This is a genomic window from Brevirhabdus pacifica, from assembly GCF_002797755.1.
Classification (GTDB): domain Bacteria; phylum Pseudomonadota; class Alphaproteobacteria; order Rhodobacterales; family Rhodobacteraceae; genus Brevirhabdus; species Brevirhabdus pacifica.
On the sequence record NZ_PGFI01000012.1, the window covers coordinates 439,532 to 455,172 of the forward strand.

At 67.0% G+C, this 15,641-nt stretch carries 17 protein-coding genes; 8 read left to right on the forward strand and 9 right to left on the reverse strand.

The window, feature by feature from the left end:
- Nucleotides 1-17: 17 nt before the first annotated feature.
- The 4 genes from gndA to CLV77_RS11570 form a co-directional block, all read right to left on the reverse strand.
- Nucleotides 18-1,496: an NADP-dependent phosphogluconate dehydrogenase gene (gene gndA, locus CLV77_RS11555; RefSeq protein ID WP_083707821.1), complete on the reverse strand. Its 1,479-nt coding sequence runs from the start codon at nucleotides 1,494-1,496 to the stop codon at nucleotides 18-20.
- Between the two features lie 143 nt (nucleotides 1,497-1,639).
- Entirely contained in the window at nucleotides 1,640-2,566 is a 927-nt protein-coding gene (gene argF, locus CLV77_RS11560; RefSeq protein WP_076980434.1) for an ornithine carbamoyltransferase, read from the reverse strand.
- An 81-nt stretch (nucleotides 2,567-2,647) separates the two neighbouring features.
- Nucleotides 2,648-3,832: an aspartate aminotransferase family protein gene (locus tag CLV77_RS11565; RefSeq protein ID WP_076980433.1), complete on the reverse strand. Its 1,185-nt coding sequence runs from the start codon at nucleotides 3,830-3,832 to the stop codon at nucleotides 2,648-2,650.
- Nucleotides 3,833-3,904: 72 nt separating this feature from the next.
- A complete protein-coding gene (locus tag CLV77_RS11570) occupies nucleotides 3,905-4,705 on the reverse strand; it encodes an ABC transporter permease (protein ID WP_076980432.1) in 801 nt (266 codons plus the stop codon).
- Between the two features lie 177 nt (nucleotides 4,706-4,882).
- On the opposite strand from CLV77_RS11570, the gene CLV77_RS11575 reads away from it, so the two are divergent.
- Nucleotides 4,883-5,482 carry a GcrA family cell cycle regulator gene (locus CLV77_RS11575; RefSeq protein WP_076980431.1) on the forward strand — a complete coding sequence of 200 codons (600 nt, stop codon included), beginning with the start codon at nucleotides 4,883-4,885 and terminating at the stop codon, nucleotides 5,480-5,482.
- 167 nt (nucleotides 5,483-5,649) lie between these two features.
- On the opposite strand, the gene CLV77_RS16385 is transcribed toward CLV77_RS11575, so the two are convergent.
- Complete coding sequence (locus CLV77_RS16385) at nucleotides 5,650-6,504, reverse strand: DUF6236 family protein (protein WP_143815108.1); 855 nt, start codon at nucleotides 6,502-6,504, stop codon at nucleotides 5,650-5,652.
- A 232-nt stretch (nucleotides 6,505-6,736) separates the two neighbouring features.
- On the reverse strand, nucleotides 6,737-7,990 hold the full coding sequence (locus tag CLV77_RS11585; RefSeq protein ID WP_076980429.1) for an OmpP1/FadL family transporter: 1,254 nt from the start codon (nucleotides 7,988-7,990) through the stop codon (nucleotides 6,737-6,739).
- Nucleotides 7,991-8,296: 306 nt separating this feature from the next.
- Here CLV77_RS11585 and rimO point away from each other — a divergent pair, with 306 nt between their 5' ends.
- From rimO to CLV77_RS11600, 3 genes are all read left to right on the forward strand, one after another.
- Complete coding sequence (rimO, locus tag CLV77_RS11590) at nucleotides 8,297-9,691, forward strand: 30S ribosomal protein S12 methylthiotransferase RimO (protein ID WP_076980428.1); 1,395 nt, start codon at nucleotides 8,297-8,299, stop codon at nucleotides 9,689-9,691.
- Between the two features lie 23 nt (nucleotides 9,692-9,714).
- Nucleotides 9,715-10,068 carry a divalent-cation tolerance protein CutA gene (cutA, locus tag CLV77_RS11595; RefSeq protein WP_076980427.1) on the forward strand — a complete coding sequence of 118 codons (354 nt, stop codon included), beginning with the start codon at nucleotides 9,715-9,717 and terminating at the stop codon, nucleotides 10,066-10,068.
- A gap of 172 nt (nucleotides 10,069-10,240) precedes the next feature.
- Entirely contained in the window at nucleotides 10,241-10,861 is a 621-nt protein-coding gene (locus CLV77_RS11600) for an EF-hand domain-containing protein (protein ID WP_076980426.1), read from the forward strand.
- A gap of 102 nt (nucleotides 10,862-10,963) precedes the next feature.
- On the opposite strand, the gene CLV77_RS11605 is transcribed toward CLV77_RS11600, so the two are convergent.
- A complete protein-coding gene (locus CLV77_RS11605) occupies nucleotides 10,964-11,323 on the reverse strand; it encodes a PRC-barrel domain-containing protein (RefSeq protein ID WP_076980425.1) in 360 nt (119 codons plus the stop codon).
- Nucleotides 11,324-11,523: 200 nt separating this feature from the next.
- The gene (locus CLV77_RS11610) at nucleotides 11,524-12,240 is read right to left on the reverse strand and encodes a M48 family metallopeptidase (protein WP_076981152.1); all 717 of its coding nucleotides are present in this window, start codon (nucleotides 12,238-12,240) and stop codon (nucleotides 11,524-11,526) included.
- 214 nt (nucleotides 12,241-12,454) lie between these two features.
- Here CLV77_RS11610 and CLV77_RS11615 point away from each other — a divergent pair, with 214 nt between their 5' ends.
- The 4 genes from CLV77_RS11615 to CLV77_RS11630 all read left to right on the forward strand — a co-directional run bounded on the left by CLV77_RS11615 (nucleotide 12,455) and on the right by CLV77_RS11630 (nucleotide 15,329).
- A complete protein-coding gene (locus tag CLV77_RS11615; protein WP_076980424.1) occupies nucleotides 12,455-12,706 on the forward strand; it encodes a hypothetical protein in 252 nt (83 codons plus the stop codon).
- Between the two features lie 99 nt (nucleotides 12,707-12,805).
- A complete protein-coding gene (locus tag CLV77_RS11620) occupies nucleotides 12,806-13,918 on the forward strand; it encodes a class II histone deacetylase (protein ID WP_076980423.1) in 1,113 nt (370 codons plus the stop codon).
- 128 nt (nucleotides 13,919-14,046) lie between these two features.
- Nucleotides 14,047-14,625, forward strand: a complete 579-nt coding sequence (locus CLV77_RS11625; RefSeq protein WP_076980422.1) for a nitroreductase family protein — start codon at nucleotides 14,047-14,049, stop codon at nucleotides 14,623-14,625.
- Nucleotides 14,622-15,329, forward strand: a complete 708-nt coding sequence (locus tag CLV77_RS11630; RefSeq protein ID WP_076980421.1) for an EI24 domain-containing protein — start codon at nucleotides 14,622-14,624, stop codon at nucleotides 15,327-15,329. The genes CLV77_RS11625 and CLV77_RS11630 overlap by 4 nt, the downstream gene beginning before the upstream one ends.
- A 24-nt stretch (nucleotides 15,330-15,353) precedes the next feature.
- Here the strand turns inward: CLV77_RS11630 and CLV77_RS11635 are convergent, their stop codons facing one another.
- A complete protein-coding gene (locus CLV77_RS11635) occupies nucleotides 15,354-15,641 on the reverse strand; it encodes a DUF1467 family protein (protein WP_076980420.1) in 288 nt (95 codons plus the stop codon).

Sequence of the window (15,641 nt, forward strand, 5' to 3'; positions counted from 1 at the left end):
GCTTTGCCGCCCGCTTTCTACCAGGGGCCGTGGTGCTGGCCGTCGCGGTCGATCCGCTCGAACCCGTGTTCGCCGAAGAAATCCCGCTGTGCCTGGATCAGGTCGGCGGTGCCGCGCGCCTGGCGGATCCCGTCGAAATAGCCCAGCGCGGCCGAAAGCGCCGGCACCGGCAGGCCCTGGGTCGCCGCCTGGCAGACCACGCGGCGCAAGGCGGGAACCGTGCGGCCGACCATCTTGGCAAAGCTGGGTGCCAGCAGCAGGTTGTCATGGGCGGGGCCCTTGCCCGACAGCGCCTCGGCCATCCCGTCGAGAAGGGCCGAGCGGATGATGCAGCCCGCGCGCCAGATCTCGGCCACACGCGACAGCTTCATGTCCCAGTCAAAGGCGCGCCGCGCCTCGGCCAGCAGGATGAACCCTTGCGCATAGGCCATGATCTTGGCCGCCAGCAGGGCGGCCTCCAGGTCGTCCTCGTCGAAGGGCGTGGCGCCGTCGCCCGGCGCATCGAAACGCGTCGAGGCTTCCAGCCGCAATTCCCGCTGGGCCGACACCGCCCTTGCCGCGACGGCCGCCTCGATCGTCGTGGCGGATTGGCCCAGCTTGAGCGCCTCGATCAGGGTCCAGCGCCCGGTGCCCTTCTGGCCGGCGCGGTCCAGGATCAGCTCGACCATCGGGCGGCCGCTGGCCGGATCCTCGGTGCCAAGGACGGTCGCCGTGATCTCGACCAGGTAGGAGGAAAGCGGCCCCTTGTTCCATTCGCCGAAAAGCCGCCCCGCCTCGGCGGGGGCGGCGCCGTTGCCGTCGCGCAGAAGTCCCCAGACCTCGGCGATAAGCTGCATGTCGGCATATTCGATGCCGTTGTGGACGGTCTTGACGAAATGGCCCGCCCCGTCGCCGCCCAGCCGGTCGGCGCAGGGATCGCCCCGGAAGCGGGCGGCGATGGCGTTGACCATCGGGCGGATCGCCTGCCAGGCCTCGGGCGTCGTGCCGACCATGATCGAGGGGCCGTGGCGCGCGCCCTCGGCCCCGCCTGACACACCCATGCCGACGTGCACCAGCCCCGCCTCGGCCAGTTCGGTCGCGCGCCGGCGGGTGTCGTTGAAATCGGCGTTGCCGGCGTCGATGATCATGTCGCCGGGCGACAGCAGCGGCGCGAGGGCCGCGATCTGCTGATCTACCGGGGCGCCGGCGGGCACCATCAGGATGATCGCGCGCGGCGGCTGGAGGGCGGCGACCAGTTGATTGGGGGTTTCGGCCCCGGCAAGCTTGTCTTCCAGGGGCCCCGCATCGGCCAGGAACTCCTCGGTCCGGGCGTGGGTGCGGTTCTGAACGACCAGGGGAAAGCCGCTGGCGGCGATGTTCAGCGCCAGGTTCGATCCCATGGTTCCCAGGCCGATCAGCCCGTAGGACGGCGCGACGCCCTGGTCCCGGGCCTGTTCGGTGTCCGGATTCTGCCCCGGCACCACGCTGCCAAGCGATGCTTTGCTAGATGCGGACATGCGCGCCTCTCCTGCTGCACCGGCACGGAGGTGCCGGCCACGCATTGAAGACTAGGCCGCGCCCGGGGCGGTGCAAGGGGGGCTGCGCTGGGGGCTGCTGTCGGCCGGGGCGAGCCCCCTGCCCCCTTAGACTAAACTGCGCCTCAGACCCCGAGGCAGTAGCGCAGCACCGCCTTCTGGGCGTGCAGGCGGTTCTCGGCCTCGTCGAAGATCACCGACTGGGGGCCGTCCATCACGGTGCTGGTGACCTCTTCCTCGCGGTGGGCGGGCAGGCAATGCATGAAAAGCGCATCGGGTGCCGCCCGCGCCATCAGATCCTCGTCCACCTGGAAGGGGCGCAGCAGGTTGTGGCGCCGCTCCCGCGCGGTCTGGCTGTCGTGCATCGAGACCCAGGTATCCGTCACCACCAGGTCGGCCCCCTCGACCGCGACCCGGGGGTCGCGTTCGATCCGCACGTCCGACCCCTTCGAGCGGGCGTAGTCGACGAAGACCTGCTCTGGATCCAGCACTTCGGGACCAGTGAAGGTGAAGTCGAAGCCCATCTGCCCGGCGGCGTGCAGGAACGAGGCGCAGACGTTGTTGCCGTCCCCCGCCCAGACCACCCGGCGCCCCTTGATCGGGCCCCGATGCTCTTCGTAGGTCATCAGGTCGGCCATGATCTGGCAGGGGTGGGTGCGGTTGGTCAGGCCATTGATGACCGGCACGGTTGCATGCTCGGCCAACTCCTCCAGCGTCGTCTCCTCGAACGTCCGGATCATGATCGCATCGACATAGCGCGACAGGACCCGCGCCGTGTCGGCGATCGACTCGCCATGACCCAGCTGCATGTCCGCGCCCGACAGCACCATCGATTGGCCGCCCAGCTGGCGCACGCCCACGTCAAAGCTGACGCGGGTCCGGGTCGAGGGTTTCTCGAAGATCAGCGCGATCATGCGACCGTCCAGCGGCTTGCCCTCGTCGGGGACCGCCTTGGGAAACGTGCGCCGCGCGTCCTTCATGCTGCGCGCCTGATCCAGCATCCGGTGCAGCGCGTCGGCGTCGGTTTTGTGAATGTCGAGGAAATGCGGCATGGGAAAACTTTCTGGCGTCGGAATCGGATGGAACGGCAACCGAGGGACCTGCCCCCGGGCCGGTGAGTGACGGGAAGCGGATCAGGCGGCGCGGTCCGCCTTCAGACGGCTTGCGGCGCGATCGAGGCGGGCGACCGCCTCGGCGATCTCCTCGTCGGTGATGTTGAGCGCGGGCAGCAGCCGCAGCACGTTGTCGGCCGCGGGCACGGTCAGCACATGCTCGGCATAACCGGCCGAGACGACGCGGCTGTTCTCGACCACGCAATGCAGCCCCAGCATCAGGCCCGAGCCGCGCACGCCGTCGAAGATGTCGTCATGCTCGGCGACCAGCGCCTCCAGCTTCTGGCGCAGCAGCCCCGCCTTGCGGTTCACCTTGGCCAGGAAATCGGGATCCGAGACGATCTCCATCACCTTGCCGCCAACGGCACAAGCCAGCGGGTTGCCGCCATAGGTCGACCCGTGGGTGCCCGCGATCATGCCCGAGGCCGCGGCCTCGGTCGCCAGCACCGCACCCAGCGGAAAGCCCCCGCCGATGCCCTTGGCGACCATCATGATATCGGGGGCAATGCCGGCCCATTCATGGGCGAAGAGACGCCCGGTCCGGCCCATGCCACATTGCACCTCGTCGAAGATCAGCAGCAGACCATGCTCGTCGCACAGATCGCGCATCCCCTTCAGGCAGACATCGGGCAACGCGCGGATGCCGCCCTCGCCCTGAATGGGCTCGACCAGAATGGCGGCGGTCTTGTCGGTGACGGCGGCGCGCAGGGCGTCGTGATCGCCGAAGGGAAGCTGCCGGAAGCCGGGCAGCAGGGGGCCGAAGCCCTTGGTCATCTTCTCGGACCCGGCGGCGGCGATCCCCGCCGAGGAACGACCATGGAACGCCCCCTCGAATGTCAGGATCTCGACCCGCTCGGGCTGGCCCGCGTCATGGAAATGCTTGCGCGCCATCTTGACCGCCAGCTCGCACGCCTCGGTGCCCGAGTTGGTGAAGAAAACGGTATCGGCAAAGCTTGCCGCCACCAGCGCGTCGGCCAGCGCCTGCTGGGCCGGGATCTGGTAGAGGTTCGAGACATGCCACAGCGCGCCGGCCTGCGCGGTCAGCGCCTCGACCAGCTCGGGGTTGGCGTGGCCAAGGGCGTTGACGGCGATCCCTGCGCCCAGGTCCAGGTATCGCGTCCCGTCCGCCTCGATCAGCCAGCTGCCCTCACCCTTGACGAAAGCCAGAGGGGCACGGTTGTAGGTCGGAAGCACGGACGGGATCATCGCAGAGGTCCTTGGCAAAAGCGAAAGCCCTGAAATGCCCGAAGCGGCGGCGCTAGTCAATCAGCGCAGGGCTCAGGGCTTCATCCGGTAGCCGATGCGGAACCAGTACCAGCACAGGCCCAGCACCGCGCCGGTGGTGGCGGCACAGACCGCCAGCCCCAGCCAGGGAGAGCTGTCCGAGACCCCGATCACCCCGAAGCGCAGCCCGTCGATCAGGTAGAAGAACGGGTTGAAACGGGTGATCGTCTCCATCACCGGCGGCAGCGAGGTGATCGAGTAGAACGTGCCGGACAAAAAGCTCAGCGGCGTGATGATGAAATTGGTGATCGCCGCCATCTGGTCGAACTTGTTGGCGAAGATCGCGGCCACGATCCCCAGCCCGCCCAGCATGGTCGAGCCCAGCAGCACGTAAACCAGCGCCCAGACCGGGTGGACCATCCCCACCCCCAGCGCCAACGCCATCAGCAGCCAGATCGCCGCCGCCACCATCAGCCCGCGCCCCACCGCGCCGGCGACGTAGCCGGTGACAAGCTCTCCGGCCGACAGGGGCGGCATCAGCGTGTCGACGATGTTGCCCTGCACCTTGGCGATCACGATCGAGGACGAGGTATTGGCGAATGCGTTCTGGATCACCGTCATCATCAGGATGCCGGGTGCCAGGAACTCGATGAAGGACACACCCATCACGTCGCCCCGGCGCGGCCCGATCGCCACGCTGAAGACCAGCAGGAAAAGCGCCGCCGTGATGATCGGGGCGATCAGCGTCTGCGAGGCGACCGACAGGAAGCGCCGGGTTTCACGCTGGGCCAGCGTCCAGGTGCCCAGCCAGTTGATGCGTCCGAAGCGGCGCGCGCCCATCGTGTCCTGTGCCATGGGCACCCCTTTTCTGCCAATCATCGCCATGGGGACGCCGGGCGCCCCGCGGGTTCTTGTATCCCCGTATCCAGAAGATAGAATAGGCGCAAATCGGAACTCTCCAAGTCGGCTGCCTCTGGTAACGCGGATCAAGACCCGTTATCTGTGCCCGATCATGAACAGCGAGGCCATGCGATGTCCTGGACGGAAAAGCGTGTCGAGACACTCAAGACCATGTGGGGCGAGGGCAAATCGGCCTCGCAGATCGCCAAGGAACTGGGCGGCGTCACCCGCAACGCGGTAATCGGCAAGGTGCACCGCCTGGGTCTCTCGAACCGGGCCGGGGCCGGTGGCAATGCCAAGCCCGCGGCCGCCGCCAAGGAAACCGCGACCGCGGCCCCCGCCAAGGAGGCCCCGCGCCCCCGCGCCGCGAAGGGAGAGGCCGCCAAGCCCCAGCCCGCCGCCGCCGAACCCGCCGAGGCAGAGCCCGCGCCCAAGCCCGCCACACCCCTGCGCAAGCCCATCGTGCCCGCCGGCCAGCCCCTGCCGCCCCAGCCCTCGGCCAACGAGATCAGCCCCGAGGCCCTAGCCACGGTGCGCGAGGTCGAGAAGAAATCGAAGAAGCTGCACCTGATGGAGCTGACCGAGCGCACCTGCAAATGGCCCGTCGGCGACCCCGCGACCGAGGATTTCTGGTTCTGCGGCCTGCCCGTGCAATCCGGCAAACCCTATTGCGAGGCCCATGTCGGCGTCGCCTTCCAACCCATGTCCAGCCGCCGCGACCGCCGGCGGTAGGATCGGCCTGCCCCTCGGGGCGGTGAAATCAGAAACACCCGTCGGGAAACCGGCGGGTGTTTTTTTTGCTAGGCGGAAGTGCGAATCTCAGCAATCGCCATTAGATTGTCTGAGATTTTTGCACAGCCCGCTCCGACTTCGTACCTACACATGCAGTAAGCAATTAGTTAGAGTGCGCTCACCTCTAGCGCATATGAATACGGATGGAATTTGTGTTTGACGGTCAAGGTGGAAGACACCGCGGATCTCGCGATCGCCACCCCGGCACCTGCCACAAATGCCTTATCAATCGGCACTCCCGCCATAAACATTACTCCACCTGGGAGCACCCCATCAAGAGCGAACGCAGAGGTCAGACTTCGGGAGAACTTTTGCACCCATGTTTCTTGGTAAACGCGCTGCAAGTCAGAAACCGCGGAACTGACGTCGTGCAAGGCCATTTTAAGAGCTGTTTCGTCGTCCATTAGGCCTACGTATCGCGATGCGACTTGGCTTAGTTCAGCGTGCAGCCGTTGGATCTCGCTATTCCTATGAGCCTTGAACTCTAAGAGATCCTCGTAAGGAACATCGCGACTCGGCACAGGAAGTGCGTCCTTTAACTGCACTTCAATCGATGCAGCGGTTCTGCGTGACTGGGGCAAGAACGAGGAGGACTGCGCCGCGAGCGTAGCTTTGCGGTCAGGAATCAGAGGCATCACTGACCACGTCTCAGCGCCCCTGGAATCAAGATCACGGAGCCTGTCCGCATAACGGGATATCATGGGGGGAATATCAGATTGCGAAAAAGAGTTCTCAGCCTTCAGATCAAAGCTTTCCGCAACACCGAGTTGAACCAACCTATCAACTGCTGCGTCATAGAGCGGCGACATACCTCTGATAGCTACTGGCGCGTAAATCTTATCCCAATATAATACCGCCGCTGGGGCAGAGTCTAAGAATGGCCCATCCCCCACCGTGAAAAAGCTGGATCCTCCCCGCTCTTTCTTTGTCCCGATAGGAGGCAACATAACGCCACGTTTCATTCTTCACTCCCGCTGCGCGGTCACATCTTACCTCAAACTATAGTAAGTTTAAATTCGAGGCCAGTTCGAGTGAGTGGCTCATCAGTGCTATTCGCGCTGAGCTTCCAAGGCGACGGATTATAATTTATTGAAAGTGGCCGGGGGTGCCGGACTGCAAGGTAGGGATAGTTGACGAGCAATCGCTCTCCCAAAAAATAACCCGCCCCGTCTCCAGGGCGGGTCTCTTTAGCACTCAGAACCGGCGGGTCCAGCCGATGCTGGCGCTCAGCTGGTGCATCTCCAGCTTGATGGTGCCGCCGGTGGGGCCGCCGGGGGTGGTCTCGGGGCCGGAGGTGGAGTTGGGCAGCGCGTAGACCACCGAGAAGTCCAGCGTGTCGCGCCCGTTCAGCCGCATCGAGCCGCCGGCGGTCACGTGATCCTCGACCACGCCGGGGGCCAGGATGTTCAGGGTCACGTCCTCGGGGCCGATCGGGTTGGTGGCATGGGCATAGCCTGCCCGCCAGGTCATCATCTCGGACTGTTTCCACTCGGCGCCGATCTTGTAGACGTTGACATCGTCCCAGCCGAAGCCCGCGCCGCCCTTGGCGCCCAGCGCGCCTGCGTTGGTGGCGTTGCCCACCGCGCCGACGCCGCTGTAGTAGATCCGCTGGTAATCGGCGACCACGGTCAGGGTCGGCGTCGCCTTCCACGCCACGCCCGCCGAGATCGAGGCGGGAATGTCGAAATCGCCCCCGTCCTCGAAGAGGCCCGCGTATTTCTCGAACTTGGACATGTACATCTTGGTCTGGCCCGAGACGCCGAAGGTCAGGGTCGGAGAGACCTCGACCTCGGCCCCCAGCCGCAGGCCGAAGCCGTAGGACATGTCATAGCCGTTGTCGGTCAGCTTGGCGCCGTTGGTCGAGATGCCGGCGTAGTTCGACAGGCCCTTGGCCTTGAACCGCTGCACCGCCAGTGTCGGCGAGATGCCCCAGCTGATGGCGCCGGTCTTCTGGGCGTAGGTGGCCGCGATGAAAAGCTGTGCCAGGTCCACCCCCGCCTCGCCACCGCAATAGACCGAGCCGCAACCGCCCAGCCCGGTGGGATAGTCGGTGTTCAGCCCGCCGTTGCCATAGGCCGCCAGGTTGAAGACCGCGCCATTGGCCAGCGGCAGGTTGTAGGCGAAGTTGGGGATCGGAAAGATGTCGTTGCCGCTTTCGACCTTGCCCGAGGGGACAAAGCCGGTGCCTGTGCCCGTGTAGCTGCGGGTCGGCGCGAAGATCTCCAGTCCGAATTGAAGCTCGTGGCCGATGCCGGCGACACCGGCGGGGTTGACGGCGGCCGACATGGCCTCGAACCCGTAAGCGACGCCCGCGCCGCCGATCGCACGCTGCGAGGGGCCATAGCCCAGGGCGAAATACCCCTCGGTCGCGGCGGCCGTTCCCGCCAGGCTGCTCCAGATGGCCAGGACGGCAAGTCCGGGACCGAATCTGCCCTTGGTGATTCTCATATATGTCTCCTCCCGTTAGGGCGCGCCCGCGCGGGCGGACTGCGCCTTCTGCGACCGCCCCGTCGGCGGGCGGCCTTGTGTTTTCAGGGCTCCGCGGCGCGATCCGCCTGCGTGGCTGGCGGCCCGGGGCCCTCGTCGACGGCCCCTCCCGGCCTGCGACAGATTGACCATACAGTTTTATATGCGGCGTGAGGAATATAATTGCGCAATGTTGCGTTTGCGCGCCCGTGCTGTGGCCCCGAGGGCGCGGTCCCTGCCCTCAGGATAGCGTTTCCCCCGGCCGCGGCTTTGCAGTATAGCGGCGCCATGAGTCAGAACCCGCCAGAACTGCGCCCCGATCTTGCGCCCCGTGCCCGCATTGATATCGCCGAAAGCGCCCCGCGCCCCCACCAGCCCCGGATCGGCATGGTCAGCCTTGGCTGTCCCAAGGCCCTGGTCGACAGCGAGCGCATCCTGACCCGCCTGCGGGCCGAGGGCTACGCGATCTCGCCCGATTACGCGGGGGCCGAGGCGGTCATCGTCAATACCTGCGGCTTTCTCGACAGCGCCAAGGCCGAGTCGCTGGAGGCCATCGGCGAGGCCCTGACCGAGAATGGCCGCGTCATCGTCACCGGCTGTCTGGGCGCCGAGCCCGAGTATATCACCGGCCGTCATCCCAACGTTCTGGCCGTCACCGGCCCGCATCAATACGAACAGGTGCTGGATGCGGTCCACCGCGCGGTGCCTCCCGCCCCCGACCCCTTCGTCGATCTGCTGCCCGCCCGTGGCGTCAACCTGACACCGCGCCACTACAGCTATCTGAAGATATCCGAGGGCTGTAACCACAAATGCCGTTTCTGCATCATCCCCGACATGCGCGGGCGGCTGGTGTCGCGCCCCGTCAACGCCGTGCTGCGCGAGGCCGAGCGGCTGGTCGACGCCGGGGTGAAGGAGTTGCTGGTCATCAGTCAGGACACCTCGGCCTATGGGCTGGACCGACGCCATGACCGGCACGAATGGCAGGGCCGCGACGTGCGCAGCCACATCACCGATCTGGCCCGCGAGATGGGCAGCTTGGGTGCCTGGGTGCGGTTGCATTACGTCTACCCCTACCCGCATGTGCGCGACCTCATCCCGCTGATGGCCGAGGGGCTGGTGCTGCCTTACCTCGACATACCCTTTCAGCATGCCCACCCCGACACGCTGAAGCGCATGGCGCGACCTGCCGCCGGATCGAAGACGCTGGACGAGATCGCGGCATGGCGGGCGAGTTGCCCGGACATCGCCCTGCGGTCGACCTTCATCGTCGGCTATCCCGGCGAGACCGAGGCCGAATTCCAGACCCTGCTGGACTGGCTGGACGAGGCGCAGCTGGATCGCGTCGGCTGCTTCCAATACGAAAACGTCGCCGGTGCGCGTTCGAACGATCTGCCCGACCATGTCCCCGCCGAGATCAAGCAAGAGCGTTGGGACCGGTTCATGGAAAAGGCGCAAGCCATCTCCGAGGCCAAGCTGGCCGCCAAGGTAGGCCGCCGGATCGAGGTGATCGTGGACGAGGTCGACGCCGACGCCGCCACCTGCCGCACCAAGGCCGACGCCCCCGAGATCGACGGCAACCTCTTCATCGACGAAGGGTTTCAGGACCTGTCCCCCGGCGACATCGTCACGGTCGAGGTGGACGAGGCCGGGGAATATGATCTTTGGGGCCGGCTGGTAAGCTGAGCCCCCCTGCCGAGAGGATGCCCATGCCCCGCCTTGCGCTTGTCACCGTCACCTGCCCCGACGTCGGCTCGGCCCGGGCGCTGGCACGCCGGGCGCTGGAGGCGCGGCTGACGGCCTGTGTCAGCCTGGCGGGTCCGGTCCAGAGCCTGTTTCACTGGCAGGGTACGGTCGAGACGGAAACCGAGACCGAACTGCATTGCAAGACGACGCCGGCCTGCGCCCCCGCCCTGGCGGCGCTGTTGCGGCGTCATCATCCCTATGAGCTTCCGGTCATCCTGACCGTCATGGCCGAAGTCGATGACGAGACCCTGGCCTGGGCCGAGGCCGAGACGCGGGGCGACGCTGGCGAGGATCCGGTCGAGGACCCCGGCCCCTGATCCCAGGTGAGCAAGGATCGGCGAACAGCCGCCGCCCCGGCAGACACCGGCGCTGACCGGCGTTGAGGGACAAGGGCCCTGCCGGTAGATTTCTCCCCGAGGGTCCTTTTTACGCCAAGATCTCGTGCACCATGGCCCCCGATATGAAGAACATCCAAGGATACCCATTCCCATGACCCGCGTGAAAACCTTCGTCCTCTCCGGTATTGGCCTTGCGCTTGCCTCCACCTCGGCCATGGCCGTCACCTTCTCGGAGCTGGATGCCGATGGCAGCGGCAGCGTCGATGCGGCCGAGTTCTCGACCGCCTTTCCCGACGCCCCCGAGGGCAGCTTTGCCCAGTATGACGCAGATGGCGACGGGTCGATCAGCCAAACCGAGGCCGGCGGCGGCAGCGGCGATGGCGGCATCTCGTTTGGCGAGATCGACACCAACGACAACGGCGTTCTGGAGCCCGAGGAGATGAAGCATGTCTTCGGAGCCCGCGCCCAGGTCGCCCTTGCCAAATTCGACAAGGACGGCGACGGGGTGGTGACCCTGGACGAGGTCCGCTCCTCCGACGATCCGAAGGGTGAGCGCGGGCATCGCGACGACAATCGCGGTGCGGAAAACCGCGGCGGCAAGCGGGGTGAGGACAATTCGGGCCGGGGCAACGCCTCGGACCGGTCTGACGATCGCGGCCGCGGTGGTCACGGCAGCGACGATGCCGAGGAGGCGGAGGATCGCAGCGACGACAGCGGCCACGGCGGTGGTAACGGCAACGGCGGCGGCAATGGCGGTGGTCGCGACCGCTGATCCGGCCCGGGTTTCCGACCCACGCGGACATGACAAGGCCCGCCGCGGAGAACGCGGCGGGCCTTTGCATTGTGGGCAGAGCCTCTGGCAGCCTCGCCTGGATTAGATCCAGTAGGGCGGCACGCCCCAGTGGGTGAACGTCTGCTCTTCCCAACGGCGGTCGCGCTGCCAGTCGTCGGGCCGGCGTGGTGCGCCCTCGATCTGTTCGCGGGTGATGTCGGTGACGAAACCGTCACGCTGGGTGTCGTAGTTCAGTTTGTTCCACGGCACGGGGTGGGCTTCCTCGCCCATGCCCAGGAAGCCGCCGAAATGCATCACGGCATAGGCCACCTTGCCGGATTTCTTGTCGATCATCAGATGGTCGATATGACCCAGCTCTTCGCCCGTGCGGCTGAAGACGCGGGTGCCGTTGACGTTGCTGGTCGAAACCAGCGGGTCCGCAATTCGCTCTTGGGTAGACATGTCGTCCTCCTTGGCTTGTATCGGTGAAGGACCAACCGGCATCCCCGGCATGCTGTTCCTGCCTTCGTGACCTCACCGCGCACCATCGGCGCAACTTGGCGCATGGCAGCTCGGCGAGGATACGCAGGAAAAAGGCGCCGCCCTTGGGGCGACGCCTTGGAATGGCAGGACGAAAGCGCCCCGGCCCGAACATGAGGCGATCAGAGGCCGGCGGCGGTCCGGCGCACGGTCTCGATCCGCTGGGAGTTCGCCGGGTGGCTGCCCAGGAAGCGGTCGCCGGGATCGGGGATGCGGGTGAAGAACTCGGCCCCCTTGACCGGGTCATAGCCCGCCCGCGCGGTGATGATCGTGCCCAATTCGTCGGCCTCAAGCTCCAGATCCTTGGAATAGCGGCGGGTGCCCACGGTGGCGCCGATCTGCTGGGCGGTGCGGATCACCCCGTCGCTGGCCCCGGCGACCGAGGCCAGGATGCCACCCAGGATGGCGCCGGTCTGGGCGTTGGTCTGCTGGCGCGGCAGGTGACCGGCGATGTGGTGTGCCGTCTCGTGGCCCAGCACGAAGGCCAGCTCGTCGCGGTTGCGCGCATCCCCGATCAGCGCCAGCGTGAAGACCACGACCGGACGGCCGTCCTTGTCCACGGTCTGATAGGCGTTGGCGGGCTGGCCCGGGCGATCGTCCACGAGGATCGCGAAGTCGCAGTTGAGGCGGCGGTTGCGCTGGCGGCACTCGCGCTCGGCTACAGGCTCCACCTGCTGGACGACGGCGACGAAATTGTTGACCGCCGTGCGCGGCGAGATGCGGTCGGGGGTTGTCGTGGCGGTGGCACCGCCTCCGACGCCGCCATCGCCCCGGGGGGCCACGGTGGTCACTTCGCAGGCAGTCAGGGCCATCAGGGCCACGAGGGGTAGAACGCGCATGAAATCTGTCTCCGTCTGTTGGCGGTGGCCGGACGCCGGCCGGTCCTCTTTGCGGGGGAAGCGCCAGGCCGGGGCCAGGCCGCTTCCTGCGGGGCTTTCGCGCACCCCGACGTCCGCCCAACGCCCGCAGGTGCCGTTTGGTTGCGCAGCGCGTTCAATAGTTTGCCCCGCCTTGGTGCTTCCCATCCCGCGCGCCGCCCCATAGACTGATCCCATGTTTACAATCGAGCATGAATTCGACGCGACGGTCGTCACCCTGATGGATGAGAACGCCACTCATCTCCAGGAGGACGTGACCATCAACGCCTTCGACGACGTGGTCACGATCGAACAGCTGGATCCGCGCACCGACCGGATCCAGAAGGTCACCCTGTCGATGCAGATGCTGCGCGACCTGGGTGCGGCCCTGGACCTGCCCGAAGGGGTCTATCGGCTGTCGCCCGGCAGTGGCGACCAATCGCGCTGAGAGGGCGTGACAAACCGCCCCCGAGGCGGTTTCATCGCGCCCGGGGCCGGCCCTGTAGAGCGTCGGCCGAACACCACGTGCGAGCAGGAGCATGGGCCAATGAAAACCGGTTTCTTCTATGATGAGCTGTGCTTCTGGCACAGCGGCGGCAACTACGCCTTCACCATGCAGGTGGGCGGACCCGGCGGCGGGCTGGTGCAGCCCTCGATGGGGGGCCTGCCCGAGAACCCCGAGACCAAGCGGCGCCTGAAGAACCTGGTCGAGGTGACGGGGCTGATGGCCGAGCTGGATGTCCGCCACGGCCAGGCCGCCACCGAGGAGGAACTGGCCCGCGTCCACCCCCGCGACTTCCTGAATCGCTTCCGCGCCCTGTCGAACGATATCGGCGGCGAGCTGGGGTTGCGCACGCCCTTCGCCAAGGGCGGGTTCGACATCGCGGCCCTCTCGGCCGGTCTGGCCCGCAGCGCGCTTTTCTCGGTCCTGCGCGGCCAGCATGACAACGCCTACGCCCTCTCGCGCCCGCCAGGTCATCACTGTCTGCCGGAATTTCCCAACGGGTTCTGCCTGCTGGCCAATATCGCCATCGCGATCGAGGCCGCCCTGGCCGAGGGCCTGACCGAGCGTATCGCCGTCGTCGACTGGGACGTGCACCACGGCAACGGGACCGAGGCGATCTTCTACGACCGGGACGACGTGCTGACGATCTCGGTCCACCAGGACCGCAACTACCCGATCGACACCGGCGACGCGGCCGACATCGGTGCCGGCCGGGGCGAAGGGTTCAACATGAACATCCCCCTGCCCGCCGGATCGGGCCATGCCACCTACATGGCGGCCATGGACCATCTGGTGATCCCCGCCCTCGAAAGGTTCCAGCCCGACGCGATCATCGTCGCCTGCGGCTTCGACGCGGCGGCGGTGGATCCGCTGGGCCGGATGCTTTGCACCGCCGAGACCTTCCGCGCCATGACCGAGCGGATGGTCGAGGCGGCCGATCTGCTGTGTGCGGGGCGGCTGACCCTGGTCCACGAGGGCGGCTATTCCGAGGCCTACGTGCCCTTCTGCGGCCATGCAGTCCTGGCCGAGATGTCGGGCAGCGCCATCCGCGCCCCCGACCCGCTGGCCGACATGTTCGCCGCCCGCCAGCCCCGGGGCGCGACCCGGCGCTTCCTTGATGCCCATATCGACGAGCTGCGGGCGCATTTCTTCTGAGGGGCGCGCCCGCCTCCGCCCCGCCCCGCGCTCCCGCGCCCTTGACCCCGGCGCCTGAAACCACGATCTCGGTGCAGGGCCCCGCCGGCACGCGCGCGGGTCCTGCCAAGACAAAGCAAAGGACGCCGATGCCCCAGCCCGATTCCGCCGCCCTGCATTTCCTGATGACCCGCCGGTCGCGCCCCGCGAAGACCCTGCGCGCCCCCGGCCCTTCGCGGGCCGAGCTGCTGCCGCTGCTGACCGCCGCCGCGCGCACCCCCGATCACGGCAAGCTGGAGCCTTGGCGTTTCATGGTGCTGACCAAGCCGGCCCTGGTGCGGCTTGCGGAACTGGTGGCCGGGATTGGCCCCGACTCCGGCCTCGGCCCCGATCAGATCGCCAAGATGGAAGCTCAGTTCGCCACCGCCGAGGTGGTTGTCGCCGTCATCGCCTGCCCCGTGCCCTCGGACAAGGTCCCGGCGATCGAGCAGACCCTGTCTGCCGGTGCCGTGTGCCTCTCGCTGCTCAACGCCGCGCTGGCGGCGGGCTGGGGCGCCAACTGGCTGACCGGCTGGGCCAGCCATGACCGGCGCTTCATGACCGAGGGGCTGGGCCTGGCCGAAGAGGAATACGTCGCAGGCTTCATCCATATCGGCACCGAGACCGTCGCCCCGCCCGAGCGTCCGCGCCCGAACCTGGACGCCAAGGTCACCTGGGTCGAGGAATGATCTTCACCGCATTTGCCCGCGCCCTGGCGCAGCTTGGCGACCGGCCCTTCCGCCGGACGCTGCTGCTGGGCCTTGGCCTGACGCTGGCGCTGCTGGCCGGGGCAACGGTGCTGTTCGTCGGTGGCATCGAATGGCTGACCCCCGACAGCTTCACCCTGCCCTGGATCGGCGAGATCACCTGGATCGACAACATCGCCTCGGTCGCGGGCGTGTTGCTGATGCTGGCGCTGTCGGTCTTTCTGATGGTGCCGGTGGCGGCGGCCTTTACCGGCCTGTTCCTCGACGACGTGGCCGACGCGGTCGAGGCTCGTCACTACCCCGAACTGGAACCCGCCCGCCGCATCGGCATGCTTGAGGGGCTGCGCGACGCGCTGTCGTTCCTGGGGGTGCTGATCGCGGTGAACCTCGTGGCGCTGGTGATCTACCTGCTGCTGGCGCCGGCGGCGCCCTTCGTCTTCTGGGCGGTGAACGGCTTCTTGCTGGGGCGGGAGTATTACCAGATGGTGGCGATCCGCAGGCTTGGCCGCGAAGGCGCCCGCCGGGCCCGTCGCCGCCACACGGGCACGATATGGCTTGCCGGCGCGCTGATGGCGGTGCCGCTGACGGTTCCGGTGGTCAACCTGTTGGTGCCGATCCTGGGAGCGGCAAGCTTCACCCACCTCTTCCACATGCTGGAACAGCGCGACGCGCGCCGCCGGGGTTAAGCCCGGCGGCCGCCGTCGGATCGATCAGAACGGATCGTCGGCCGAGGGTCCGAAGCGGTGGAAAAGGTCGAAATCCTCCAAGCCGATCACGCCCGACAGGATCACCCCCATCAGCAGCAGCCACAGCGGCACCGACACGATGGTCGCCAGGATGAAGCTGCGCTTCACATGGGGCTGCGCCGGGGCCGAGGCCGGGGTGCCGGGGGTGACGTCGCCCGCGTCTCCCTGGCTTTTGAAACGGATGGGCAGCAGGATCAGCAGCGACAGGAACCACAGGACCGCCAACAGGACGATGGATGAGGTGATGGACAT

Excerpts from the sequence above, each read along its gene's own strand:
- gndA (WP_083707821.1), bottom strand. The coding sequence starts at position 1,496 with ATGTCCGCATCTAGCAAAGCATCGCTTGGCAGCGTGGTGCCGGGGCAG.
- argF (WP_076980434.1), bottom strand. The coding sequence starts at position 2,566 with ATGCCGCATTTCCTCGACATTCACAAAACCGACGCCGACGCGCTGCAC.
- CLV77_RS11565 (WP_076980433.1), bottom strand. The coding sequence starts at position 3,832 with ATGATCCCGTCCGTGCTTCCGACCTACAACCGTGCCCCTCTGGCTTTC.
- CLV77_RS11570 (WP_076980432.1), bottom strand. The coding sequence starts at position 4,705 with ATGGCACAGGACACGATGGGCGCGCGCCGCTTCGGACGCATCAACTGG.
- CLV77_RS11575 (WP_076980431.1), top strand. The coding sequence starts at position 4,883 with ATGTCCTGGACGGAAAAGCGTGTCGAGACACTCAAGACCATGTGGGGC.
- CLV77_RS16385 (WP_143815108.1), bottom strand. The coding sequence starts at position 6,504 with ATGAAACGTGGCGTTATGTTGCCTCCTATCGGGACAAAGAAAGAGCGG.
- CLV77_RS11585 (WP_076980429.1), bottom strand. The coding sequence starts at position 7,990 with ATGAGAATCACCAAGGGCAGATTCGGTCCCGGACTTGCCGTCCTGGCC.
- rimO (WP_076980428.1), top strand. The coding sequence starts at position 8,297 with ATGAGTCAGAACCCGCCAGAACTGCGCCCCGATCTTGCGCCCCGTGCC.
- cutA (WP_076980427.1), top strand. The coding sequence starts at position 9,715 with ATGCCCCGCCTTGCGCTTGTCACCGTCACCTGCCCCGACGTCGGCTCG.
- CLV77_RS11600 (WP_076980426.1), top strand. The coding sequence starts at position 10,241 with ATGACCCGCGTGAAAACCTTCGTCCTCTCCGGTATTGGCCTTGCGCTT.
- CLV77_RS11605 (WP_076980425.1), bottom strand. The coding sequence starts at position 11,323 with ATGTCTACCCAAGAGCGAATTGCGGACCCGCTGGTTTCGACCAGCAAC.
- CLV77_RS11610 (WP_076981152.1), bottom strand. The coding sequence starts at position 12,240 with ATGCGCGTTCTACCCCTCGTGGCCCTGATGGCCCTGACTGCCTGCGAA.
- CLV77_RS11615 (WP_076980424.1), top strand. The coding sequence starts at position 12,455 with ATGTTTACAATCGAGCATGAATTCGACGCGACGGTCGTCACCCTGATG.
- CLV77_RS11620 (WP_076980423.1), top strand. The coding sequence starts at position 12,806 with ATGAAAACCGGTTTCTTCTATGATGAGCTGTGCTTCTGGCACAGCGGC.
- CLV77_RS11625 (WP_076980422.1), top strand. The coding sequence starts at position 14,047 with ATGCCCCAGCCCGATTCCGCCGCCCTGCATTTCCTGATGACCCGCCGG.
- CLV77_RS11630 (WP_076980421.1), top strand. The coding sequence starts at position 14,622 with ATGATCTTCACCGCATTTGCCCGCGCCCTGGCGCAGCTTGGCGACCGG.
- CLV77_RS11635 (WP_076980420.1), bottom strand. The coding sequence starts at position 15,641 with ATGTCCATCACCTCATCCATCGTCCTGTTGGCGGTCCTGTGGTTCCTG.